The organism is Sphingomonas hengshuiensis (genome assembly GCF_000935025.1).
GTDB classification, from domain to species: Bacteria; Pseudomonadota; Alphaproteobacteria; order Sphingomonadales; family Sphingomonadaceae; genus Sphingomonas; species Sphingomonas hengshuiensis.
The window spans coordinates 582,625-605,136 of the sequence record NZ_CP010836.1 but is presented as its reverse complement, the minus strand read 5'-3'; the positions used below and the strand labels follow the sequence as shown (position 1 = coordinate 605,136).

The window sequence follows — 22,512 nt, the reverse complement described above, 5'->3', positions numbered from 1 at the left end:
CATGATCATCGCCGTCGACGGACCCGCCGCATCGGGCAAGGGCACTATCGCGCGTGCCCTGGCGCGCCATTATGGCCTGCCGCACCTCGATACCGGGCTGTTGTACCGGGCGGTCGCCGCCACGGTGCTGCGCGAGGAGCTGGACCCTTCGAGCGAAGCCGATGCGGTGTCGTCGTGCAGCTTCGAGGATTATCTGCTCGACGATCCGTGGCTGCGCACCGACGATGTCGGCAAGGCGGCGTCGATCGTCTCGGCGCATCCGCTGGTCCGGCTCGCGCTGCTCCAGCGGCAGAAGAAATTCGCGCACCAGCCCGGCGGCGCCGTGCTCGACGGGCGCGACATCGGCACGGTGATCGCGCCCGACGCCGAGGTGAAGCTGTTCGTCAAGGCGACGCCGATGATCCGCGCCCAGCGCCGCCACCTCGAACTGCGCAAGGCCGGGCTCCACACCAGCCTCGACAAGGTGCTGGCCGATATCCGCGCGCGCGACGATCGCGATTCGCGCCGGTCGGAGGCGCCGATGGTCCAGGCGCCCGATGCCGCCTTGCTCGACACCAGCTTCCTGTCGATCGACGCCGCGACTCAGCGCGCGATCGCACTGGTCGAGGCAAAGGTGCAGCGGCGCGGCGCCGCCGGCTGACGGCGCGTCAGGCCTTGCCCGCCACGCTGGTCGGGTCGCGCCCGGCGAGCAGCAGGTCGCGCAGCCCCGGCCAGTTGGGGAGACCATGCTCGCGAGGGCTGGCGCGCCCGGCGATAATATCCTCCCCCACCACATCGGCGAGATACACGTCGCGCGGCGTAACCAGCCGCCCGGCGGCGATGTCGTAGAAGCAGGTCAGCCGCGCCCGGCTGACGCGCCTGCCATTGTCGCGCACCACGGCGAGGTGCCCCGAATGGAGCCGGAGCAGCAGCCCCACCGGAAATACCCGCACGCTCTTCATGAACGCGAACAGCAGCGCCGGGTCGAAATGCCCCTTCCACTGCGCCATCATCGTGATCGCCGCCACCGGGGAGGACGCGGCCTTATAGGCCCGCGCCGAGGTCAGCGCGTCATACACGTCGCAAATGGCGCCCATCCGCGCCGCAAGCCCGATCGCGTCGCCCGCCAGGCCAAAGGGATAGCCGGTGCCGTCGATCTTCTCATGATGGTGCAGGCATACCTCCAGCGCCTCGGCAGGAACATCCGCCATCCGCTCCAGCATCGCGTGCCCCCGCGCCGGATGCGCGCGAATCTCCTCGAATTCGGCATCGTCGAGCTTGCCGGGCTTGTTCAATATCTCGGGCGACACCTGCATCTTGCCGATGTCGTGGAGCAGCCCTGCCAGCCCCATCAGGCGGATCTGCGAGTCTTCCAGCCGCAGTTCCTGCGCGAAATTGACCATCAGCGCACCGACGGTGACCGAATGATAATAGGTATATTCGTCGCGCCCCCGCAGCCGCAGCACGTCGAACAGCATAGGCCGGTTGCGGTCCAGCGCCTCGGCGATCGACTGGAGCACCACCTCCATATCCGCCGGGGACGCCAGCTCGCCCTGGCGGGCGCCGTCGAACACGGTCTTCATCACGCGCCGCGCTTCGGTCGCGACCTCGTTGGCAAAGCGGCGATCGGCCTCGATGCGCTGCGCCGCGCGGGGCAGCGCCTGCACCGTCGCCGCCGAACGCCGCCCCCCGGCCCTGGCGCGCGCCGGGCGGCTGCGTTCGAGATCGATGACGATCGTGGAAACGCCGCTCTGGCGCAGCGCCGCGATCTGTTCGGGATGGCGCACCAGGAAGCGCGGGCGCCAGAAATTATGCGTCAGCCAGCCGCCCTGGAGCGAGTGGACATACATGCCGAGCGTCACTTCGGCGGGAGAGATGCGCTTGAGCATTCAGCGCCGAGTCCGCGACACGCGCCGTTGCGAGTGAAGAAGGATCGTCCCTGTCGTCATCATGCTCCCGCCCTGTTCCGGCACCGGGTGTCGCCCTACCGGATATTATAGCGCGGACAGGAGCCGCGCGGCGGCGGCGCGCCGGAATTTCGCCGGGTCAGGCGGCGATACGCGCCGGTCCATGGCCCGCGCCGCCGCGCCCCTCCAGATACCGGGCCTTCAGCGCCACGGCGTGCTCGTAATCCTCATATTCGTCGATATCGATTCCCGATGCCTTGCCCACGCGGTGCATCACCGGCTGCGGACCCAGGAAATAGCCTTCGCGCAGCGTGTCCGCCACCGATCGCATGTACAGCCCGTTGGTGACGCGGAACCAGTCGGGCAGTTCCTGGCTGATCGTATGGCCGCGATCGGCGCGATAGTTCAGCGCGCCCGCCGCGTTCCAGAAATACTCCTTCACCAGATTGACCGAGACCAGGCTGTCATGGCTGCCCGCGCCGGCCACGTCGCGCAGGTACAGGTCGAACCCCTCGCGATATTCTTCGGGCGTCATCAGCGGCACGACCACCGTTACCCAGGCGAAATGCGCGGTCGGCACGTCCTTGACGATGCCCGTGATCACTTCGCTGAACGATGCGTCATGCCCGGTGCTCAGATAGTCGCTGCGGGGCAGGAAGCCCACGCCTGCCCGCTCGGCCGCGGCGCGAACCCGGTCCGAATTGGAACTGAGGAAGATGCGGTCGGGGCTCTGCACTTCGAGCAACTGCGCGATCTTCCAGTCGAGCAGCGTCATCTGTTCGTGAAAGGGCAGGAATATCTTCTCGCGCACGCGGCTGCTGCCCTCGCGCACGGGGATCACAACCGAAATATCGCGGTACGGATTGAGGGCGTCAGGCATGGTGCAGGCTCCGGGGCTGGAATGCGTCATAGCGATCAAGGGCGTCGGCCCAGCGTGCCGGGTCGACCGGCTGCGTCATCCGCCCGATCAGGTCGGCGCCGGTCAGCGTCGCGGGCAGAAAGGCTTCGTCGAGCAGGTGATAGGCGACCCACAGCCGGAACCGATCGGGATCGGCGACCGGCGCATCGCCGCGCTCGACGGCGGCGAACAGCGACGGCGCATCGTCGAACAGGTTCAGCCAATCGGCGGAGCGGCAATGCGACAGGCGCAAAATCGGCTTTGCGAAGAACGCACCCGCCGCGAATGTCTTGGAATTCTGGACCACCAGCGCATCGCAATGCTTGACCATCAGCCCGGTCGCATCCTCGCCCGAGACGAGCCGCACGCGGCCCTGGTGCCGATCGATGCAGGCACGCAGCGCGGTGGTGTCGCAATAGGCTTCGTTCAGCGGATGATCGGTCGCCGCCAATACCCAGCCCGGGGGCAATTGCGCCACGAGATGATCGATCAGCGCGCAATTGTCGGGAAAGCGATGGTGGATGTCGAAGAAATTCTCCGGATGCGCATATTCCAGCGGCACCGCGACGATGCGGCGATCGTCGGGCAGCCCCATCGCCGCGCACGCGGCCGCGCGATCCAGCGCGAAGGCGCCTTCGGACCGGCACCGCGTCACTGCGGCCTGCCAGCGCGGCGCGAATAGTGCGTCCAGCCGCTGCGCGATCCCAGGCTCCAGCGCGGGCATCACCCCATGCTCGAAAATGCCGTCCTGGAGCCGCAGCCACACATCGCTGCGGAGCGGCGATGCGCCGGTCTCCATGATATATTGCACCCGCCCCGGAAATCGCTTCGGAGTCGCGTCCTCCGCGCTGCGGCACAGGACATGATCCGGCGCCAGATCGCGCACGAACGCGATCAGCCCCTCCGGGTCCGAAGGCCGGGTGCGCAGCGACCCATGGTCGCCGTCGCCGACGATGTGCCAGCGAATCCGGTCGAGATGCGCAGCCATCGCCAGTTCGCGCGCCCCTATGCCGGTATGCTGCCATTCCGCCGGGGCCAGCACATGCAGCTCGGCATGATCGTGCAGCGCAGCCAGCATCGGCAGCAGCAGCGTCTCGAACCAGAAAGGCGTCACCACCGGGAGATAGAAGAGTATCCGCATCGCCTGCCTTGCCGCGCCGGCAAAGCCGCGCCTCGCCCTGTTTCCATTATAGAGGGGTGCCGCCGCGATCGTGCCGCCCGCGCGACCGGCCTTGCGGTTCGCCGCCCGCTCGGCTATGGCGCGCCGGTTCTGCGAGCGGATGTTTGCGGGGGACGCGCGCGGGTTTCGGCCATGCGCGCCGCTTTTCACGACGAATAGCTGTGAAAACGCCCCGCGACCCTTGTCCGTGGAATGCTGCGGCCGGCGTCCGGCCACCGTGGCAATTTCGGCCTAAAAGACCGCCGGATTCAACCGGCCGGCCGGAAATGACGAAACCTTAGGAACGATCCTCTTATGGCCACTACGGCAAACCCCAGCCGCGACGATTTCGCGGCGCTCCTCGAACAAACCCTCGGTGCGGCGGACAGCTTTGAAGGCCGTGTCGTCATCGGCACCGTCACCGGCATCGAAAACGACCTCGCGGTCATCGACGTCGGCCTGAAGTCCGAAGGCCGCGTGCCGCTGCGCGAATTCGCAGCGCCGGGCCAGAAGGCGGACCTGAAGGTTGGCGACGAAGTCGAAGTCTATGTCGACCGCGTCGAGAATGCGAACGGCGAAGCGATGCTCAGCCGCGACCGCGCCCGCCGCGAAGCCGCCTGGGACAAGCTGGAAACCGAATTCGCCAAGTCGGCGCGCGTCGAAGGCGTCATCTTCGGCCGCGTCAAGGGCGGCTTCACGGTCGACCTGTCGGGCGCCGTGGCGTTCCTTCCCGGTTCGCAGGTCGATATCCGCCCCGTGCGCGACGTCACCCCGCTGATGGACATCCCCCAGCCCTTCCAGATCCTCAAGATGGACCGCAAGCGCGGCAACATCGTCGTGTCGCGTCGCGCGGTGCTCGAGGAAACCCGCGCCGAGCAGCGTTCGGGCCTGATCCAGAGCCTGGCCGAGGGCCAGGTGATCGACGGCGTCGTCAAGAACATCACCGATTACGGTGCGTTCGTCGACCTGGGCGGCATCGACGGCCTGCTCCACGTCACCGACCTGAGCTACAAGCGCGTCAACCACCCGAGCGAAGTGCTGAACATCGGCGACACGGTGAAGGTGCAGATCATCCGCATCAACCGCGACACGCAGCGCATCTCGCTGGGCATGAAGCAGCTTGAGAGCGATCCGTGGGATGGCGCCGCCGCCAAGTATCCGCTGGGCGCCAAGCTGTCGGGCCGCGTGACCAACATCACCGAATATGGTGCATTCGTCGAACTGGAAGCCGGCATCGAAGGCCTGGTCCATGTCAGCGAAATGAGCTGGACCAAGAAGAACGTCCATCCGGGCAAGATCGTCTCGACCTCGCAGGAAGTCGAAGTCGTCGTGCTCGAAGTCGATCAGGAAAAGCGCCGCATCAGCCTCGGCCTCAAGCAGGCACAGGCCAATCCGTGGGAGCGCTTCGCCGAAGAGCATCCGGTGGGTTCGACGGTCGAAGGCGAAGTCAAGAACGCGACCGAATTCGGCCTGTTCATCGGCCTCGACAACGACGTCGACGGCATGGTCCACATGTCCGACATCGCCTGGGGCATCTCGGGCGAGGACGCGCTCAACCTGCATCGCAAGGGCGAGACCGTTCAGGCCGTCGTGCTCGCGATCGAGCCGGACAAGGAGCGTATCTCGCTCGGCATGAAGCAGCTTGAGCGTGGTGGCCCCTCGGCCGCTGCCGCTGCCGGCGGCGCCACGGGCGGCGATCGCGTCAACAAGAACGCCGTCGTTACGGTCACCGTCCTCGAAGTCCGCGACGCGGGCCTCGAAGTGCAGGTCGGCGACGATGGCGCGACGGGCTTCATCAAGCGCACCGACCTTGGCCGCGACCGCGACGAACAGCGTCCGGAGCGTTTCCAGGTGGGCCAGAAGTTCGACGCGATGGTCACCGGCTTCGATCGTTCGAAGAAGCCGACCTTCTCGGTCAAGGCGATGCAGATCGCCGAAGAGAAGCAGGCCGTTCAGCAGTACGGCTCGTCCGACTCGGGTGCGTCGCTCGGCGACATCCTCGGCGAGGCGCTGAAGGCCCGCAACGAAAAGAACTGATACCGGTCACAACCGACCGAATCGGAATTGGGGGGAGTGCCGCGATGCGGCGCTCCCCCTTTTTGTCTGAAATTTATACGCTATTCCGTAAATCTGCGGGTTGATGAAGATTGTGGAACGGCGCTAATGTCCCCGCGGGAATGCGTCGCGGAATGGTTTGCAGGCCGCACGCTATGGGAGGGAGCGGAATGATCCGTTCGGAACTGGTTCAAATGTTGGTGCAGGAAAATCCTGGGCTGTCGATCCGTGAGGTCGAAAAGATCGTGTCGGTGTTCTTCGACGAAATCGTCGGGCGCCTGACGAGCGATGGTCGCGTCGAGCTTCGCGGCTTCGGCGCATTCTCCACCCGCGCACGCGACGGCCGCGTCGGCCGCAACCCGCGCACCGGCGAAACCGTCGAAGTGGAGGCCAAGCGCGTGCCCTATTTCAAGCCGGGCAAGGAAATGCGCGTCCGCCTCAACGTGTGAGCGATAACGTGTGAGCGATGCGCCTTACGGCGCATTGCGGCGCGGGCCGGCGCCGCCGCGAAACTCGATCGTTCGCGAATTTCGCAACAAACGCAAACAAAACCCGGCGGAATCGCTCCCGCCGGGCCTTTGGTCAGTGATGCCGGCTTGACGCCCGCCGCAGCTTGCGGCTTGCGTGCCGCGATGCGGACGTGGCGGAACCGGTAGACGCCGGAGACTTAAAATCTTCTGCCCCTCGGGGCGTGCGGGTTCGAGTCCCGCCGTCCGCACCAAATGGCCCGCTCCGGCGCGGGGTTAGTTGCTGTCCGGTTCGTCGTCGTCGGTGGCGATGATCACGCCGCCCGCGACGATCGCGGCGATGCCGATAAGCGCGATCAGCGGCGCGCCGGCGAGGTCCTCGGACTTGTCGGCCTTCGTCGCGGCGCGCAGCGACAGCGACGATGCCGAGCTTTGTGCAGCAAGTGCGGGTGCAGTCGCGAGCGAAAGCGTCGCGATTGCGGCGGCGGTCTTGGCTAGGATACGCATCGGTGGAACCTCCATAGGCTATTGTGCCACAACGGAAATCGCACCGCGCGCGCGCTAGTTCCATGATCGAGGGTGCGTTGCGGCGAAAAACCGCCCTCGACCCGCCCCGATGCGGCGACCTGCCCCGCACGGGGGTTGGCAGGAGGCCGCCCCGCCCATACACCCGGCCTCTCGCCCCTTAGCGAAAGCACCGATGATCCGCCCCGCCCTTCCCTTGCTGTGCAGCCTCGCGCTGATCGCGGGCGGGTGCGGCCCGCAGGGTCAGCGCAAGGACGACGCCCCCGTCATCGTCAGCGCGATCGGCGCCGCGGCAAAGCCCGCCGACCCGAGCAAGGGCACGCTCGACTTCCCCCAGCGCGTGCTGCTCGGCGCCACCGCGCAGGGCCTCGTCCGCTTCGACGCCGGCGGCCAGATCGAGCCCGGGCTGGCCGAGCGCTGGATCGTGATCGACGAGGGCCGCAGCTACATCTTCCGCCTGCGCGCCGCGACCTGGCCCGATGGCGCGCCCGTCACCGCGACTCAGGTCGTCGCGGTGCTCCGCCGCGCCGCGGCGCCGGGCAGCCGCAACCCGCTTGCCCCGTTCCTCGCGGTGATCGACGAGATCGTCGAGATGACCCCGCAGGTCATCGAAGTCCGGCTCAAACGCCCGCGCCCCGACCTGCTCAAGCTGTTCGCCCAGCCCGAACTGGCGGTGTTCCGCACCGGCGGCACCGCGGGCAGCGGCCCGCTGCGCGCGCAGGCCGGCACGCGCAGCACGCTGCTCCGCCCGATCCCCGATCCGATGCAGCCCGAATCGGCGCCCGCGCCCGAGGAGACCGTCCGGCTGTTCGGCGAACGCGCATCGCTGGCGATTGCGCGGTTCCAGGCGCGGCAATCGGATCTGGTGCTGGGCGGCAGCTTCGTCGACTGGCCGCTCCTCGCCATCGCCGGAATCGCGCGCGACACTATCCAGGTCGATCCGGCCACCGGGCTGTTCGGGCTGGAGGTTGTGCGCCGCGAGGGGTTCCTCGCCGACCCTGCCGATCGCGCCGCCGTGGCGATGGCGATCGATCGCACTGCGCTGACTCAGGCGGTGATGCCCGACTGGACCCCGGTCGAAAATGTGCTGCCCGCCCAGCTCGATTCGGCGGTGCCCCCCGCCGTCCCTTCGTGGCAGCCGCTCAGCCTCGACGCGCGCCGCGCCGCCGCGCGCCAGCGCGTCGCGGCGTGGAAGGCGGAGCATCCGGGTCCGCTGGCGCTGCGCATCGCGCTTCCCGCGGGTCCCGGCGGCAATCTGGTCTGGGCCCATGTCGCCGCCGGGCTGATCACGATCGGCATCGCGCCCGAGCGGGTGGCGCACGATGCCCCCGCCGACCTCCGCCTGATCGACGCGGTCGCGCCCTATGACAGCGGGCGGTGGTTCCTCGCGACGGCGTGCGGCGGCTGCACCGGCGATGCCGCGACGCTGGTCGATGCCGCGCGCGACGCCCCCGATCTCTACAACCGCGCGCACCGCATTGCAGAGGCCGATGCGGCGCTCACCGCCGATTCGGGATACATCCCTATCGCCCAGCCGCTGCGATGGTCTATCGTCGCGCTTCGGCTGAAGGCGTGGCAACGGAACACGCGCGCGTGGCACCCGTTGAACCACCTGCGAAACGAGACGGAGTAGCGCTGTGGTAAAAACGACGCGAATGGCATCAGGACTGGGCGGCTTGTCGCTGGGCAAGGACGCCGCCTCGGTGCGCGGGCGCGTCGTCGCGATGGAGAAGCTGCTCGAACGCGGCTTCACCATCCCCGGCACCAACCAGCAATTCGGGCTCGACCTGCTGCTCAACTTCATCCCCGTCGGCGGCAGCTTCATCGCCGCCGCAATGGGCAGCTACATGGTGTGGGAGGCCCGCAACCTCGGCATGCCCAAAAGCGCGATGGTCCGCATGGCGGGCAATATCGGGTTCGACTGGCTGCTCGGCCTGATCCCGTTCGTCGGCGCGGTACCCGATTTCTTCTTCCGCTCGAACACCCGCAACCTGCGGATCATCAAGCGCCACCTCGACCGCCACCACCCGTCGACCGCGGTGGTGGATCATCCTTGAGGTTCGGGGGGAATGCGTCGGGAGCGATCGTTGCTTTTTCTCTTCTCGTCACCCTGAACTCGTTTCAGGGTCCAACGTGCAAGAGGCGAATGCAGTGCGTTCGACACTACGGCCCGTGAAGCAAGCTAGCGTCTATTCTCCGCATACGTGAATTGACCGTAAACCACGGCACGCATAGCGTCTTCACCTCGCGGGGAGGATACTATGTCAGAGAGATTCGAATTATTCCGGCTGTCGGTATTGGAACGCCGACAACCGCCCCTGTTTGCCGACGTCGCGCAAACGCGAGAACAATATCTAAGATTGGTTTTTGGTCAGCAACGCCAGTTCGTCTTTTATGGAACTGATTTTCACTTCGTTCCGGAGCCTGAGCAGTCGCGCGAGGACGTAATTATGGCTCGCATTGGCCGTGCCGTAACTGTGGAAGAAAACCGGCCGCCAGAGGAGGGCCTAGCTGAAACCGTACACGATGGATGGAAGGCGTCGGTCGTGGTGATTGACCCCCGTCATCATGATGACGGGCAAAAAGTCGCGGTAGCGGTGGATCCGAAAGTCGGTAGTCCCTCCGGCCTTATCCGAGAATTGGCGGATGCGATCAACACCACATCGACCGATGCGCGATGGGACATTGAGGTTGAACCAATCGTCAACGCTCAATCGTTCTGGGAGTTTGCAGCGAAGAATAAGGGAATGATCACTTCCCTGACGTTTGAGTTTATCGCTCCTAATATGTTTGGCGGCTCCGATGACCTAACTGAAGAGCTTCGCGCATTTAGAAATAATGAAAATGCTGAGAAAGTTGAGATCGTTTTAAAGAGCAAAGAAGGTTTGGATACCTCCACAAATAGAACCAAGGAAGCGGTTGACTATGCTGTTCAAGGATGCGGAACTATCAAGGCAAAAACTAAGAACGGCAAGCGATTTAACTCGACAAAAAAAGTCGAAACTTCTACATTAGATACCGATATTTTACCCGACGAGCCCTCGCTTGTGAGGCTCGCCAGATTGGCAACGCGGATATTGGGCCGTGAATAGAACGATCGCACGATGCGCGATGATTGCCGCTGTTGCGGCGTGGGCCGTGATCTCGCTGGCGGCGCCCAAATGGATGAGTGACAAGAACCCGTTCCTGAGAGAATTTGTCGGCGCAGATATGCTGAGCTTCCTCGGCGTCGTGGTCACGATAACCTTGGCATCAACCGCGAACCTCCATTTCGAGTTCAACAAAATGGAGGAGGCGGCGGGCTCCGCTGGATTCCCCAAGACTAGGCTGCGCCTTCGGCAATCCGCTTACTGGCTTATTGGGATGCTGCTGATTGCTCTCGCGCTCATCGTCGCAAAGCCGTGGTTTGGGCCCTCGGATGTGGCAACGTCGCTGGCGAATGGCGCGGCGCTTCTGATCGTCCTGTTCAACCTGCTAGTCCTGATCGACATCACGCAAATGGCTTTCACGATCAGCCCCAAACTTCCGGAGAAAACGCCGCTCGGTCTTGATACGATACCAATTCGACGGACACCCGCACGAGGGGCAGGAGAGGCCCTGCCCGAAACGGACATTGAACAGGTGCGATAGGCAGGCTTCGTCATCCGGAAACTGCCGGAAGAACTGCGTCGTGGTGAGGGGCTTCGTGCTCACAGAGCATCATTCACCTGGGCGCCTCCATTTACCCGTTGATGCGATCGTATTGAGGATTCGAGGTGGCGCTTTGGGTAGCCCTGGGGTTTGGCGCTGGGTTTGCCGGGATTTTCAGCGGCTTCCGTAGAGCGCGGACGCAATTATCCCATGGCGGCGCGTCGCTCGTGGAAGATCAGGCGGTGGATGTTGAAGGCCAGGTTGGCGAGCGTGATCTTGGCCTTGGCCCGTTCGATGCCGATGGTGCGGATGAACAGGCCCATGACGGCCTTCTGATGCGCGAACACATGCTCGACGCGGGCCCGGATCTTCGACTTGGTGGCGTTGCCGCGGCGGACATGGGCGGGCATCGGCCTGCCCTTGGGCTTTCTGCGGTGGATGCGGCTGACGCGGCCCTGGGCCTTCAGCCAACGCTCATTGCTCTGGCTGCGATAGGCGGTATCGGCCCAGACATCCGATGCGGTGTTGTCGCTGGTCACCACGTCGCGCAGCATGCGCCCGTCGTAGCGCGCGCCATCGGTGACCTGGCCCTTACGAATGAAGCCGAAGGTCCGGCATATCGAGATGCTGCTTTTATACCCGAAGCTTGGGATTGCGATATCCGGCTGCGGCTTGCCATCGGCGGTCGGTCGCGCCTTGGCGAATTTAAGCGTCCAGCGGGCATCGACATCCTTCTGGCGCGCCCTGGCGGGCAGTGTCAGGAATTTCGTGTGCGGGCGGGCATAGTGGGTAAGAAGGAGACCCGATATGGCCCGACGCAAAGAACCAACGATACCAGATGAAGTGCTGGACCAATTGCTGGCCGGCGGGGATGCGGCAGCGGCGCTGCAACACGGCGGCTTGCTGGATGCGCTGAAGAAGGCGCTGGCCGAGCGCGCGTTGAACGCGGAGATGGATCACCACCTCGCCGGCGAGGACGGTGCCGGCAACACGCGCAACGGCTATGGCCGCAAGACCGTGATAACCGACACCGGCAGCCTTTCGATTGCGGTGCCGCGCGACCGTCAGTCGAGCTTCGATCCGCAGTTGATCGCCAAGTACCAGCGCCGGTTTCCCGGCTTCGATGAGAAGATCGTGTCGATGTATGCGCGGGGCATGAGCACGCGGGAAATCGCCGGCCATCTCCAGGAGTTGTACGGCATCGACGCTTCGCCGGACCTGATCAGCACGGTGACCGACGCGGTGCTCGACGAGGTCGCCAGCTGGCAGCAGCGGCCGCTGGATCCGGTCTATCCGCTTGTCTTTTTCGACGCGATCCGGGTGAAGATCCGCGATGAAGGCATGGTGCGCAACAAGGCGATCCACATCGCGCTGGGCGTCCGCGCCGATGGCGCGAAGGAAGTGCTCGGCCTGTGGCTGGAGCAGAATGAAGGTGCCAAATTCTGGCTGCGGGTGATGAACGAGCTCAGGAACCGCGGCACCGAAGATATCCTGCTGGCCGTGGTCGATGGGCTGAAAGGCTTTCCCGAGGCGATCACCGCCGTATTCCCCGACGCGGTCGTGCAGACGTGCATCGTCCATCTGCTGCGAAACTCGATGGATTTCGTCTCCTGGAAGGACCGCAAGGGCCTGGCGACGGCGCTCAAGGAAATCTACCGCGCCCCCAGCGCCGAGGCCGCCGAACAGGCGCTGACGGCGTTCGAGGCAGGGCCTTGGGGCACCCGCTATCCCGCCATCGGCCAAAGCTGGCGGCGCGCATGGGCCGAGGTGATCCCATTCTTCGCCTTCCCCGACGAGGTCCGCCGGATCGTCTATACGACCAATGCGATCGAGGCCTTGAACTCGAAGCTGAGACGGGCCGTCCGCGCCAGGGGGCACTTCCCCAGCGACGAGGCCGCCACCAAGCTGCTCTACCTGATCTTGAACCGGTCGGAAAAAGAGTGGAAAATGCCACCACGGGAATGGTCCATGGCCAAGGCACAGTTCGCCGTTATCTTCGGTGAGCGGTTCATCAGAGCCATGGCGGCATAATGTTCAATCCGCCCACCCGCACACGAAATTCCTGACACTGCCCCCTGGCGGGTTCGTCCGGCCAGATCTCGGCAGCGCTCCGGCCCGCCTTCACCGCGGCCTTCTCGGCCTCGGTGTTGCGTTGTTTGGGCGCGGCGACCAGCGTTGCATCGACAATCTGACCCCCCATCGGCAGATAGCCCCGCGCCTTCAACTGGCGGTCGAAATCGGCAAACAGCGTATCGAGCGCGCCGACCGCAGTCAGCCGCTCGCGGAACATGCGGATCGTGTTCGCATCCGGCGTCGCTGCGCCAAGATCGAAGCCCAGGAAGCGCAGCCAGCTCAGCCGATCCCGGATCAGCCATTCCATTCGCCCGTCGGCCACGTTGTTCTGCGCCGCCAGCACCAGCACCTTCAGCATCACCACCGGATCGTAGGGCGGACGACCACCCTTGGTACCGTCGGAATAGCCCAGTGCAGCTACCAGCGTCGGCCGAAACGCTTCAAAGTCCACGATCCGCGCCAGCACCTCCAGCGGATCGCCGTCCGCTGAAAGGCGCTTCATGTGGTCCGATAATCCGAAAAGCCCAACCTGCCGCATCGTCCGCTCCCGCTGACCGCCGACAGTGAATCATCACTGCGCCAATTTGGCGAGAGGTAAATGGAGGTGCCCACCTCATTCGTTCTACGACTGCAAGGGTGACGGCTTCAAACTAAGGCCCCAACCCAGCCCCTACACCAGCGCCCGGCTCATCCAAGCAACCCGCCCGATCACCTCGACATCCCCGCGCGCACACACCCGCGTCGCATAGCCGGGATTGTCGCTCGCCACTTCCACCCCGCCGACGCACGCGCGCAGCCGCTTGACCAGGATCGCGCCGTCGATCCGCAGCACGAAGATGCCCCCGCCCCCGCGCACCTCGCGCCGGTCGCGGTCGACCAGGATTTCGTCGCCATCGGCCAGCGTCGGCTCCATCGAATCGCCCTCGACTCGGATCACCGACGCCGCCTCCGCCCGCACGCCCAGTTCGCGCAGCAGCGACGGCGCCAGCATCGCCGGGCGCCGCGCGCGCGCATCCTCGGCCATCCGCCCCGGCCCCGCCGACGCGCCGATGTCGAGCCGGGGGACCGCGATCAGCGCGATCTGCGCAGGCCCGCCGAGCACCGTCTCGTCCACGCCGAAATAGGCCGCCAGCCGCGCGCGATCGACCTCGGCCAGCGCGCGCGGCGTGCCCCGCCGGACATATTGCTGGAGATAGGCCGGGTTGCGCCCGATGACGCGCGACAGCGCCGCGAACCCCACGTCGTGCGCGGCCATCAGCCCTTCCAATGCAGTGCGTTGCGCATCGCCATCCATGCTTGTCCCAATAGCAATAGGAATTTTCCTAGACAAGTAGGATTTGGAGAACAAAACAGGATCACATTGAGCGACTCGCGGCGGAGGAGACCCAGGCAATGTCGGTGCAATGGAAGATCGAGAAGTTTCTGCGGGCATCCGAAATGTCCGCCACACGCTTCGGTCGGCTGGCGGCGGGTGATCCGCGGCTGGTCAAGGACCTGCGCCGGGGGCGCGAGCCGCGTCCGGCCCTGGTCGCGCGGATCGAGGCGTTCCTCGATGCGCAGGACGACTCGCTGTGAGCCGCGGGCCGGATGCAGCGACGCTGCTGGTACGCGCGCTGGCCGCAAGCGCGGCGCGCGCCGGAGTCCCGGTGGTGGTGACCCTGGCCGATTCGACCCGCTGGGCCAGCGCGACCTTTACCGGCGGGCGTCACCGAGTGTCGCTGGCCGGGCCGGCGGGTGCGGCGCTCGACGCCTGGCTCGCAGCGCTTCCGGGCAGCGACGTGCCGCTACGCGGGCATCTGATCGCCGATCTGGTCGTCGGCGCGGCGCAGGACGGCGCTATCCCGATCGAGGCGCTGACCGTGGAGGAACGGTGACCGCTCCCCGCGCGGTGTCAGGCGCGCCGCGCGAGGTTGCGCAGCGTGACCAGCGCCTCTTCCAGCCCGCGCTGCTGCTCGGGCTGGGGCGGCTGGCTGCGCGCCGGCGGCATCGTCTTCTCGATCCCGGTGGCGAGGCCCCGGCGGACCGCGCCGCGCTCGAGCCGTTCGAGCAAAGCATGGACCGAAGCCTCCGCCTCGGGCCGCGCAACCGCCTCGTCGCGCGGGCGGGGCCGCAGCGAGGGCGGCGGCGACGGGCGGCGGCAGGGCGGGCTCAGCGCGAAGATGTCGAAACGATCGCGGTCGTCATACTGCGCGGGCGCGGGCGTCGGGCGCAGCGGCTTGAGCGACAGCGGCGGCGGCATCGGCACCGCCGGGATCGCCTGCGGGTCGAACGCCGCCAGCGGCTGTTCGAGATCGTCGGGCAGCGCCTGCTCGGCGGGCATGGCCTCTACCGCGACCGGCTCCGGCACAGCCTGTGCCACCGCGACGGCGTCAATGGACGGGGCCGGCGAGACACCGCGAGAAGCCTCAACTTCGTAAACTTCGCCTCCGGCGCGCACCTCGAGAAACGGCGTCCCCAGGTCACGCATCGCCCGCAGCGGCGGGCGCGGCGGGGCATCGGGATGCGCATCCGCGCGGCGGATCACCGGCGTCGGCAGGTCGCCGAAATGGACGTCGTCGTCCGGCGCTTCCGCTACGCCACCGCCCGTCGCCACGACCACCAGCAGCCAGGCAAACCCCGCGACGAACAGCCCGACGCCCAGCGCGACCAGCGCCCGCGCGGTCATCCCCAGCGGCGGCTCGGCGGCGGCGATCACGGAGGGCAGCCCGCTTTCGGTCACCAGGCTTTCGAGCGTCGCGCCCGGCATCGCCGCCACGCCGATCGCCGCAAGCACGCCCAGCACCGTCGCCGCAAGCGGCGCGCTGCGGAGTCTCATGCCTTCACCACGGGCGTTCGGGACGGCGAGTCGTTCATCGCCCCGGACATTGCGAGCCTTTGGTAAACAGACTCATAACGCGCGACATTTACCGACCAGTTGCGCTCGGCCTCGACAAAGGCGCGCGCACGGTTGCGCCGCGCCTCCCACTGGTCGCGGCCCGAGAACAGCGCCGCGATCGACCGCGCCAGCGCCCTGGGGTCGTCGGGTGCGAACAGCGTGCCGGTGTCGCCGTCGCGGATCAGCTCGCGATGCCCGCCCACGTCCGACGCCGCGACCAGCCGCCGCTGCGCCATCGCCTCCAATGGCTTGAGCGGAGTCACCAGTTCGGTCAGCCGCATCCGCTTGCGGGGGTATACCAGCACATCGACCACGCTATAGTAACGCTCGACGTCGTGATGCGGCACCCGCCCGACGAATTTGATCCGGTCGGCGACCGGCGACGCGGCGGCCTGTGCGCGCAACGCCGCTTCCGCCGGGCCACCGCCGACCAGCACGAGATGCATCGACGGGCGCGACGCGACCAGCGCGGGCATCGCGTCGATCAGGTTGTCGAGCCCTTCATAATCATAGAAGCTGCCGATGAACCCGATCGTCTCGGCGCCCGTGACCCCCAGCTCCGCCGCCAGCGCGGCATCGTGCGGCAGCGGCTCGCCGAACAGCGTCAGGTCGACGCCGTTGGGCGACACAAAGATCTTGGCGGCGTCGATCCCGCGCCGGACCAGGTCGCCGCGCAGCCCTTCGCAGATCACTGCGACCGCCTGCGCCTTGCGCACCGCGCGCGTCTCCAGCGCCTTGGTGATTCGGTATTTCAGGCTGGCTTCGCGCCCGGTGCCGTTGCCGACCGCCGCATCCTCCCAGAATGCGCGAATCTCGTAGAGCAAGGGCAGCCCCAGCCGCTGCGCCACGCGCTGCCCCGCCATCGCGTCGAGCACCGGCGAATGCGCGTGGAGGATGTCGGGGCGAAAGTCGCGCGCCACCGCCTCGATGCGCCGCGCAAAGGCGCGCACTTCGCGCCACTCGCCGAGCGGAGGCGGTGCGGGCCGGGTCGGCGCAGTGCGGTGGAAGTGCAGCCCGTCGACGACCTCGTCCGTCGCCGGGCTCTCGCCATGCCGCGGCCCGGTGACCGCCGCCACTTCCCACCCCCGCGCGATCTGCGCCTTCAGGATCGCCCGCGTTCGGAACGTATAGCCGCTGTGGAGCGGCAGGCCGTGGTCGAGGATATGCAGGATGCGCATGGCTGCGCTCTGCCATGCAGTCCCTTAACGGCGCGTCAACTGCAAGAGAGTAGAGCGGCGCGAACAAGGAGCGGTTCGCAGGGCATGATCGACAATATCTCGCTGCTGGTCAGCCATGGGCTGATGATGCTCGCTGCGATTCAGCTGCTGCGCCGCCCCGATCTCGATCACGAGCCGAGCCCGCGCGATCGGCCGCCCGCAAGGAAGCGCCGCTGGGGCAAGCCCGGTGCGTGACTATGCCTTCATCCTGTTCCTCGTCGCGCTGCTGGGCATGGGCTTTCGCAAGCCGTTCCTGTTCGTGCTGGCCTATGCCTATATCGACATCGTCTCGCCCCAGCGGCTGACCTATTTGCTGCTCAATTCGGTGCCGATCTCGCTGATCGCAGTCGGGTTGGCGGTGGCGGGGTGGCTGGCGGTCGACGACAAGCGCGACGTGCGCGTCGCCCCGCGCCAGTTGCTGATCCTCGCGCTCCTCGGCTATTGCTTCTGGACGACGATCCACGCCGATTTTCCTTTGGAAGCCAAGGACAAATGGGATTGGGTGTGGAAGGCGCTCGCTTTCGCCGCCTTCCTCCCCCTGACGCTGCGCACCAAATTGCGGATCGAGGCGCTGCTGCTGTTCATGACGCTGTCGGCGGCATCGATCATCATCACCGGGGGCTTGAAGACCGTGCTGTCGGGCGGCGGCTATGGCGAGTTGAACCTGATGGTCTCCAATAATTCGGGGCTGTACGAGGGGTCGACGATCTCGACCGTGGCGATCGCGATCATCCCGCTGATCCTGTGGTTCACCCGCCACGGCACGATCTTCCCCCCCGATTGGCGCGTGAAGACGATCGCTTATGCGCTCGTCTTCGCCTGCCTGCTGATCCCGGTGGGCACCTCGACGCGCACCGGGCTGCTCTGCATCGTCCTGCTCGCGCTGCTGATGCTGCGCGATTCGAAGCGCAAGGTCGCCTATATGACGGCGCTGGCCTGTGCCGGGCTGCTCGCCATCCCCTTCCTCCCCGCGTCGTTCACCGAGCGGATGGGGACGATCAAGACCTATCAGGGCGATGCGTCGGCCTCGACTCGGCTCGCGGTGTGGCAATGGACGATGGACTATGCCCGCGCGCACCCGATGGGCGGCGGGTTCGAGGCCTATCGCCAGAACCGCATCCGCTACGAAAAGGTTAGCGCGCGCGAAGTCGGCGGCCAGATCGAGATCCAGCGCAGCATGGAGATCGACAAGGCGCGCGCCTATCACAGCGCCTATTTCGAGATGCTGGGCGAACAGGGCTATCCGGGCCTCGCGCTGTGGCTGGTCCTCAACCTGGCCGGGCTGGTGCGGATGGAGGTGCTGCGCCGTCGCTATCGCCACCCCCGCCCGGACGAGCAATGGGTCGCCCCGCTCGCCTCCGCGCTCCAGAGCGCGCACCTCATCTACCTGCTCGGCGCGACCTTCATCGCGATCGCGTTCCAGCCCTTTGTCTATATGCTGATCGGCGCGCAGATCGGGCTCGACACCTATGTCGCGCGCAAACGCGCCGAAGCGACAGCGGGAGGATGGCACACGCCCCGGCGCGGCGCGGCGCCGGCATGATGGGCGAGTTGCGCGCGCTCACCGCCATGCGCGGCATCGCCGCATGGCTGGTGGTGCTCTTCCACCTCCGACACGCGCTGATCGGCGTGCCCGCGCCGCTGATGGCGGTGTTCGCGCATGGCTATCTCGCGGTCGATTTCTTCTTCCTGCTTTCGGGGCTGGTGATCTGGCTGAGCTATGCCGATCGGGTGCGCAGCGGCGGCTGGGCCGCGGTGCCCCAATTCCTGCGGCGGCGCGTCGCGCGGATCTGGCCGCTGCACCTCGTCATGCTGGGCGGCGCGGTCGCGCTGGCGCTGGCGATGCGCGCGACCGGGCGGGCGGCGCCCGACTTCCCGTTCGCCGAACTGCCGCTGCACCTGCTGCTGCTCCAGAATTGGGGCTTCACCGATGCGCTCGCCTGGAACGTCCCCGCCTGGTCGATCTCGTGCGAGCTGGCCGCCTATCTGGTCTTTCCACTCCTCGCCTTCGCCATCGACTGGCGGCGGGTGCCCAGCATCGCGCTGGCAGCGATCGGCATCGCGCTGCTGCTGGCGCTGCACGGCCTCTTCGCATCGCACGGCGCGACGCAATTGGGGCAGGCCATCCCACGGCTCGGCGTCGCGCGGTGCATCCTCGAATTCGGCTGCGGGACGATCGTCGGCGCGCTGTGGCTGCGCTGGCGAGCGACGTGGCGCACCCCCGCCGCGCTGGCGGGGCTGGTCGCGATCCTGCTCGCCACGAGCTGGATCGGCGGCGTGCTACCCGAAACGCTGGCGATGCCCGCCGCCTTCGCCGCCGCGCTGCTGGCACTGGCGCTCACCGCCGGGCGCACGGGCAACCCGCTGGAGGGCGCAGCGCTCCACTATCTCGGCATGATCAGCTACGCGACCTATCTCAGCCACTATCTGCTCTGGTTCACGTTCAAACTCGCCTTGGTCGAAGACCCGCGCGCCGTAGGCTGGCCGCTGATCGGGCTCTACCTGCTGCTCGTGCTGGGCGCGTCGATAACGCTCTACCATCTGGTCGAACGCCCCGCGCAGCGCTGGCTGAGCGGAAGCGCCTCGAACGTCAGAAAGAAAGATTTTTCGCGCAAAGACACAAAGGCGCAAAGAGAAAGGGCATCTTAACGACCTGCGCCTTCTTCTTCTATCTTAGCGCCTTTGTGTCTTTGCGCGAAAAAATCTTCTCAAAATCACACAAAGTCACAAAGACACGAAATAGAAAAAGCCTTCCTAACTTCGTGCCTTCGTGGCTTTGTGTGAGAAAAATCTCAAAAAAACTATGCGACGAGGATATTAAGCAGCCACAGCCATCGCCTCCTCCAGCGCCGCCAGCACCGCACGATTGAACGCCGGGATATCCCCCGGATTGCGGCTGGTGATCAAATTGCCGTCGACCACCACTTCCTCGTCCACCACATGCGCGCCGGCATTGGCCAGGTCGGTCCGCACCGACGGCCAGCCCGTCACCCGGCGCCCGGCGACGGCATCGGCTTCGACCAGCAGCCACGGCGCGTGGCATATCGCCGCCACCGGCTTGCCGGCATCGACAAAGGCGCGGATGGTCTCGATCACGCGCGGCTCCATCCGCAGCGTGTCGGGATTATGGACCCCACCCGGCAGCACCAGCGCATCGAACTGCCCCGCCTCGACCTGGTCGATCGTCGTGTCGGGGGTGATGCTGTCGCCCTTCTCGCCGCCCTTTTCGCCGGTGATGGCATCGGTCTTGAGCGATGCCAGCGTCAGCCGGACCCCCGCGTCGAGCAGCGCCTGGCGCGGCTCGAACAGTTCGTCCTGCTCGAAGCCATCGGTTGCAATCATCAGCACGCGTGCGCTGGACAAATCGGCCATGGGAATTTCCTTTGAATAGGGGAGCTTTCCCAAAGAACGGCTGCACATCCCCGCAGGTTCCTCCGCCCGTCCTGCACAGGGCTCGGAACGAAGCGGGTCGCATATGCATTCCACGCCCACCTGCGAGGATGTCCATGGCCAACGACGACATCGTCTATGTCGAGATTCGACAGGACGGGCAAAAAACCGGGATCACCCGCCGCAAGATGCGCCATGGCTGGGGCTATTGGGATGCGTCGGGGGCGCGGATCACCGACCGCGACGAGATCGACCGGCTCAATCGCATCGGGCTGCCGCCTGCGTATCGCGACGCATGGTTCTGCCCCGATCCCAATGGGCATATCCAGGCGGTCGGCTGGGACGACAAGGGGCGCAAGCAATATCGCTACCACACCGGCTTTCGCGAGGCGCAGGAGGCGGCCAAGTACGATCGTTGCGGCGCATTCGGCCGCCGCCTGCCGCGGCTGCGCGCCCGCGTCGAACAGGATTTGAAACGCCGCGGGCTGTGCAAGGACAAGGCCGTCGCCGCGGTCGTCCGGCTGCTCGATCTCGGCACGATCCGCGTGGGGAACGAAAGCTATGCGCAGGCGAACAAGAGCTTCGGCGCGACGACGCTGCGCAAGCGCCACGCCACCGTCACGGGGCGCGCGCTCAAGCTCCAGTTCCGCGCCAAATCGGGCAAACTGCGCGTCATGACGATCACCGACGGCACGCTCAGCCGCTTCGTCAAACGCTGCCAGGACCTGCCCGGCCAGCATCTGTTCCGCTGGCTCGACGACGCGGGCGAGAGCCACCCCGTCACCTCGTCCGACGTCAATTGCTATATCCGCGAGGCGACCGGCGACGCCTTCTCCGCGAAGCATTTCCGCACCTGGGGCGCGAGCGTGCTGGCGTTCGAGGCGCTGGCCTGTGCCGAGGGCTATGTCGGGATCAAGGCGATGCTGGAGCCCGTGACCGCCGCGCTGGGCAACACGCCGTCGATCGCGCGCAAATCCTATGTCCATCCGCTGCTGGTGGCGCTGGCCAAGGACAAGGGGGCACAGGCGGCGTTCCGCGAAGGGTTGCGGCTACCGCGCACCACGCGGTACCTGAGCCGCTTCGAACGCGGGTTGATCGCGTTTCTGGACGACGAGACGGCCCACGCGCCGCAAGCAAAGGCAGCCTGACCGCGCATGACCAACAAAACGGCCCCGATCCTGCCCAAGGTCGATCTCGAAACGCACACCCAGTCCTTTTTCCGCGACTCCACCTTCTGGGTGGAGGAGCATTGGCTGCAGATCCTGATCGCGTCGGGCGTCGCGTTCGGCATCGTGCTGCTGCTCCACCTGGTCCGGTCCTGGGGCACGCGGCTGTGCCGGCGGGGGCATGGCGTCGCAAACTGGTATGCGATCTTCGGTCGCGCCGTCGCGAAGACGAGCAACTTCTTCATCATCATGGTCGCGATCCGGCTGGTAACGACCTATGCCGATCCGCCCGCCGCGGTGGTCACCACATCGACCTTCCTGTTCACGATCGCCGCGGTGTTCCAGGCGGCGATCTGGGCGCGCGAAGTCATTTTCGGGCTGATCGAGCACCGCACCAGCGGCGAGGACGAACGCGCCGCCGGGCTGGCCAGCGCGCTGGGGATCATCCGGCTGCTGGTCACCTTCGTGCTGTTCGCGATCGCGCTGGTGATGGTGCTGTCGAACCTCGGGGTGAACGTCACCGGCCTCGTCGCCGGTCTCGGCGTCGGCGGCATCGCCATCGGTCTGGCCGCGCAGGGCATTTTCGGCGACCTGATCGCGGCGCTGTCGATCCTGTTCGATCGCCCGTTCCGGGTGGGCCATAACATCAGCTACGACCAGACGACGGGGACGGTCGAGGGCATCGGGCTGAAGTCCACGCGCATCCGGTCGTTCGACGGCGAGCTGCGGATCATCTCGAACCGCCAGTTGCTCGACAAGGAAATCCAGAACATCTCCGACCGGAACCATATCCGGCTGAAGTTCATGCTCGGCGTCGCCTATGAGACGCCCCCCGACACGCTCGACCGCATCCCCGAAATGCTGCGACAGATCGCCGAGGCGCATGGCGGCAATGCCGTGCGCGGGGGCTTTGCGGCGTTCGGCGCGAGCACGCTCGACTATGAATATATCGTCGAAATGCCTAGCGGCGACTGGCCCACCGCCCATGCCGCGCGCGATCGGATCGCGACCGACCTGCTGCGCCATTTCACCGCCGCCGGCATCGCCTTCGCCTATCCCACCCAGACGAGCTACGCCGCCGCCCCCGACGGCACGATCATCATGCCCTATCCCGATGTCCAGCCGGTGATGCGCGTCGACAAGGAGCCCGGCGAGCGATAGCGCCGCCGGG

General features: G+C 66.3%; 25 protein-coding genes and 1 tRNA gene. 15 read left to right on the top strand and 11 right to left on the bottom strand.

All coding sequences use genetic code 11. From position 1 onward, the window contains the following. The first annotated feature begins 1 nt into the window (after window position 1). On the top strand, window positions 2-640 hold the full coding sequence (cmk, locus tag TS85_RS02875; protein ID WP_044330314.1) for a (d)CMP kinase: 639 nt from the start codon (window positions 2-4) through the stop codon (window positions 638-640). A 7-nt stretch (window positions 641-647) separates the two neighbouring features. Here the strand turns inward: cmk and TS85_RS02870 are convergent, their stop codons facing one another. The 3 genes from TS85_RS02870 to TS85_RS02860 all read right to left on the bottom strand — a co-directional run bounded on the left by TS85_RS02870 (window position 648) and on the right by TS85_RS02860 (window position 4,114). Beyond that, complete coding sequence (locus TS85_RS02870; protein ID WP_052507696.1) at window positions 648-1,868, bottom strand: HD-GYP domain-containing protein; 1,221 nt, start codon at window positions 1,866-1,868, stop codon at window positions 648-650. 157 nt (window positions 1,869-2,025) lie between these two features. After that, window positions 2,026-2,766: an acylneuraminate cytidylyltransferase family protein gene (locus tag TS85_RS02865; protein ID WP_044330313.1), complete on the bottom strand. Its 741-nt coding sequence runs from the start codon at window positions 2,764-2,766 to the stop codon at window positions 2,026-2,028. Beyond that, window positions 2,759-4,114: a hypothetical protein gene (locus tag TS85_RS02860; protein WP_052507695.1), complete on the bottom strand. Its 1,356-nt coding sequence runs from the start codon at window positions 4,112-4,114 to the stop codon at window positions 2,759-2,761. Before TS85_RS02860 ends, TS85_RS02865 begins: the two co-directional genes overlap by 8 nt. Window positions 4,115-4,258: 144 nt before the next feature. On the opposite strand from TS85_RS02860, the gene rpsA reads away from it, so the two are divergent. The 3 genes from rpsA (at window position 4,259) to TS85_RS02845 (ending at window position 6,719) form a co-directional block, all read left to right on the top strand. Beyond that, window positions 4,259-5,980, top strand: a complete 1,722-nt coding sequence (gene rpsA / locus TS85_RS02855; RefSeq protein WP_044330312.1) for a 30S ribosomal protein S1 — start codon at window positions 4,259-4,261, stop codon at window positions 5,978-5,980. A 188-nt stretch (window positions 5,981-6,168) separates the two neighbouring features. Then, window positions 6,169-6,447, top strand: a complete 279-nt coding sequence (locus TS85_RS02850; RefSeq protein WP_044330311.1) for an integration host factor subunit beta — start codon at window positions 6,169-6,171, stop codon at window positions 6,445-6,447. Between the two features lie 185 nt (window positions 6,448-6,632). Then, window positions 6,633-6,719 (top strand) — tRNA-Leu (locus TS85_RS02845). Window positions 6,720-6,741: 22 nt separating this feature from the next. On the opposite strand, the gene TS85_RS02840 is transcribed toward TS85_RS02845, so the two are convergent. Beyond that, the gene (locus tag TS85_RS02840) at window positions 6,742-6,972 is read right to left on the bottom strand and encodes a hypothetical protein (protein WP_044330310.1); all 231 of its coding nucleotides are present in this window, start codon (window positions 6,970-6,972) and stop codon (window positions 6,742-6,744) included. 193 nt (window positions 6,973-7,165) lie between these two features. Here TS85_RS02840 and TS85_RS02835 point away from each other — a divergent pair, with 193 nt between their 5' ends. From TS85_RS02835 to TS85_RS25170, 3 genes are all read left to right on the top strand, one after another. Continuing rightward, on the top strand, window positions 7,166-8,623 hold the full coding sequence (locus TS85_RS02835) for an ABC transporter substrate-binding protein (RefSeq protein ID WP_044330309.1): 1,458 nt from the start codon (window positions 7,166-7,168) through the stop codon (window positions 8,621-8,623). Between the two features lie 22 nt (window positions 8,624-8,645). Beyond that, the gene (locus tag TS85_RS02830) at window positions 8,646-9,047 is read left to right on the top strand and encodes a DUF4112 domain-containing protein (RefSeq protein WP_044330308.1); all 402 of its coding nucleotides are present in this window, start codon (window positions 8,646-8,648) and stop codon (window positions 9,045-9,047) included. A 204-nt stretch (window positions 9,048-9,251) separates the two neighbouring features. After that, window positions 9,252-10,082 carry a hypothetical protein gene (locus TS85_RS25170; protein ID WP_155006278.1) on the top strand — a complete coding sequence of 277 codons (831 nt, stop codon included), beginning with the start codon at window positions 9,252-9,254 and terminating at the stop codon, window positions 10,080-10,082. A gap of 382 nt (window positions 10,083-10,464) precedes the next feature. On the opposite strand, the gene TS85_RS26385 is transcribed toward TS85_RS25170, so the two are convergent. Together TS85_RS26385 and TS85_RS02820 are read right to left on the bottom strand one after the other, a co-directional pair. Continuing rightward, window positions 10,465-10,683: a transposase gene (locus TS85_RS26385; RefSeq protein WP_077228410.1), complete on the bottom strand. Its 219-nt coding sequence runs from the start codon at window positions 10,681-10,683 to the stop codon at window positions 10,465-10,467. A gap of 140 nt (window positions 10,684-10,823) precedes the next feature. Then, window positions 10,824-11,441 (bottom strand): transposase, encoded by a 618-nt coding sequence (locus TS85_RS02820; protein ID WP_227698640.1) that lies wholly within the window; start codon window positions 11,439-11,441, stop codon window positions 10,824-10,826. On the opposite strand from TS85_RS02820, the gene TS85_RS02815 reads away from it, so the two are divergent. Then, entirely contained in the window at window positions 11,428-12,651 is a 1,224-nt protein-coding gene (locus TS85_RS02815) for an IS256 family transposase (protein ID WP_044329672.1), read from the top strand. The genes TS85_RS02820 and TS85_RS02815 overlap by 14 nt on opposite strands. On the opposite strand, the gene TS85_RS02810 is transcribed toward TS85_RS02815, so the two are convergent. Both TS85_RS02810 and TS85_RS02805 read right to left on the bottom strand, forming a co-directional pair. Then, window positions 12,632-13,195: a transposase gene (locus TS85_RS02810; protein ID WP_227698639.1), complete on the bottom strand. Its 564-nt coding sequence runs from the start codon at window positions 13,193-13,195 to the stop codon at window positions 12,632-12,634. The two genes, TS85_RS02815 and TS85_RS02810, sit on opposite strands and share 20 nt — an antisense overlap. A gap of 168 nt (window positions 13,196-13,363) precedes the next feature. Then, window positions 13,364-13,987: a S24 family peptidase gene (locus TS85_RS02805; RefSeq protein ID WP_044330306.1), complete on the bottom strand. Its 624-nt coding sequence runs from the start codon at window positions 13,985-13,987 to the stop codon at window positions 13,364-13,366. Window positions 13,988-14,085: 98 nt separating this feature from the next. Here TS85_RS02805 and TS85_RS02800 point away from each other — a divergent pair, with 98 nt between their 5' ends. Further along, window positions 14,086-14,268: a hypothetical protein gene (locus TS85_RS02800; protein WP_044330305.1), complete on the top strand. Its 183-nt coding sequence runs from the start codon at window positions 14,086-14,088 to the stop codon at window positions 14,266-14,268. Then, entirely contained in the window at window positions 14,265-14,567 is a 303-nt protein-coding gene (locus TS85_RS02795) for a hypothetical protein (RefSeq protein ID WP_044330304.1), read from the top strand. Before TS85_RS02800 ends, TS85_RS02795 begins: the two co-directional genes overlap by 4 nt. Window positions 14,568-14,584: 17 nt before the next feature. Here TS85_RS02795 and TS85_RS02790 read toward each other — a convergent pair whose 3' ends face one another. Continuing rightward, window positions 14,585-15,508: a hypothetical protein gene (locus TS85_RS02790; protein WP_052507694.1), complete on the bottom strand. Its 924-nt coding sequence runs from the start codon at window positions 15,506-15,508 to the stop codon at window positions 14,585-14,587. Next, window positions 15,505-16,746: a TIGR04063 family PEP-CTERM/XrtA system glycosyltransferase gene (locus TS85_RS02785; protein ID WP_044330303.1), complete on the bottom strand. Its 1,242-nt coding sequence runs from the start codon at window positions 16,744-16,746 to the stop codon at window positions 15,505-15,507. Before TS85_RS02785 ends, TS85_RS02790 begins: the two co-directional genes overlap by 4 nt. 84 nt (window positions 16,747-16,830) lie before the next feature. Here TS85_RS02785 and TS85_RS25825 point away from each other — a divergent pair, with 84 nt between their 5' ends. From TS85_RS25825 to TS85_RS02775, 3 genes are read left to right on the top strand one after another with little or no spacing between them, the layout of a single operon-like run. Then, the gene (locus TS85_RS25825; protein ID WP_173426210.1) at window positions 16,831-16,980 is read left to right on the top strand and encodes a hypothetical protein; all 150 of its coding nucleotides are present in this window, start codon (window positions 16,831-16,833) and stop codon (window positions 16,978-16,980) included. Further along, on the top strand, window positions 16,973-18,328 hold the full coding sequence (locus TS85_RS02780) for a putative O-glycosylation ligase, exosortase A system-associated (protein WP_044330302.1): 1,356 nt from the start codon (window positions 16,973-16,975) through the stop codon (window positions 18,326-18,328). Before TS85_RS25825 ends, TS85_RS02780 begins: the two co-directional genes overlap by 8 nt. Next, complete coding sequence (locus TS85_RS02775) at window positions 18,292-19,434, top strand: acyltransferase family protein (protein ID WP_227698638.1); 1,143 nt, start codon at window positions 18,292-18,294, stop codon at window positions 19,432-19,434. Before TS85_RS02780 ends, TS85_RS02775 begins: the two co-directional genes overlap by 37 nt. A 168-nt stretch (window positions 19,435-19,602) precedes the next feature. Here the strand turns inward: TS85_RS02775 and TS85_RS02770 are convergent, their stop codons facing one another. Next, window positions 19,603-20,157 (bottom strand): type 1 glutamine amidotransferase domain-containing protein, encoded by a 555-nt coding sequence (locus TS85_RS02770; protein ID WP_044330301.1) that lies wholly within the window; start codon window positions 20,155-20,157, stop codon window positions 19,603-19,605. 134 nt (window positions 20,158-20,291) lie between these two features. Between TS85_RS02770 and TS85_RS02765 the strand changes: the two genes are divergently transcribed. Together TS85_RS02765 and TS85_RS02760 are read left to right on the top strand one after the other, a co-directional pair. Beyond that, a complete protein-coding gene (locus TS85_RS02765; protein WP_044330299.1) occupies window positions 20,292-21,323 on the top strand; it encodes a DNA topoisomerase IB in 1,032 nt (343 codons plus the stop codon). A 6-nt stretch (window positions 21,324-21,329) separates the two neighbouring features. Next, window positions 21,330-22,502 (top strand): mechanosensitive ion channel family protein, encoded by a 1,173-nt coding sequence (locus TS85_RS02760; RefSeq protein ID WP_044330298.1) that lies wholly within the window; start codon window positions 21,330-21,332, stop codon window positions 22,500-22,502. The last annotated feature ends 10 nt before the right edge of the window (window positions 22,503-22,512 follow it).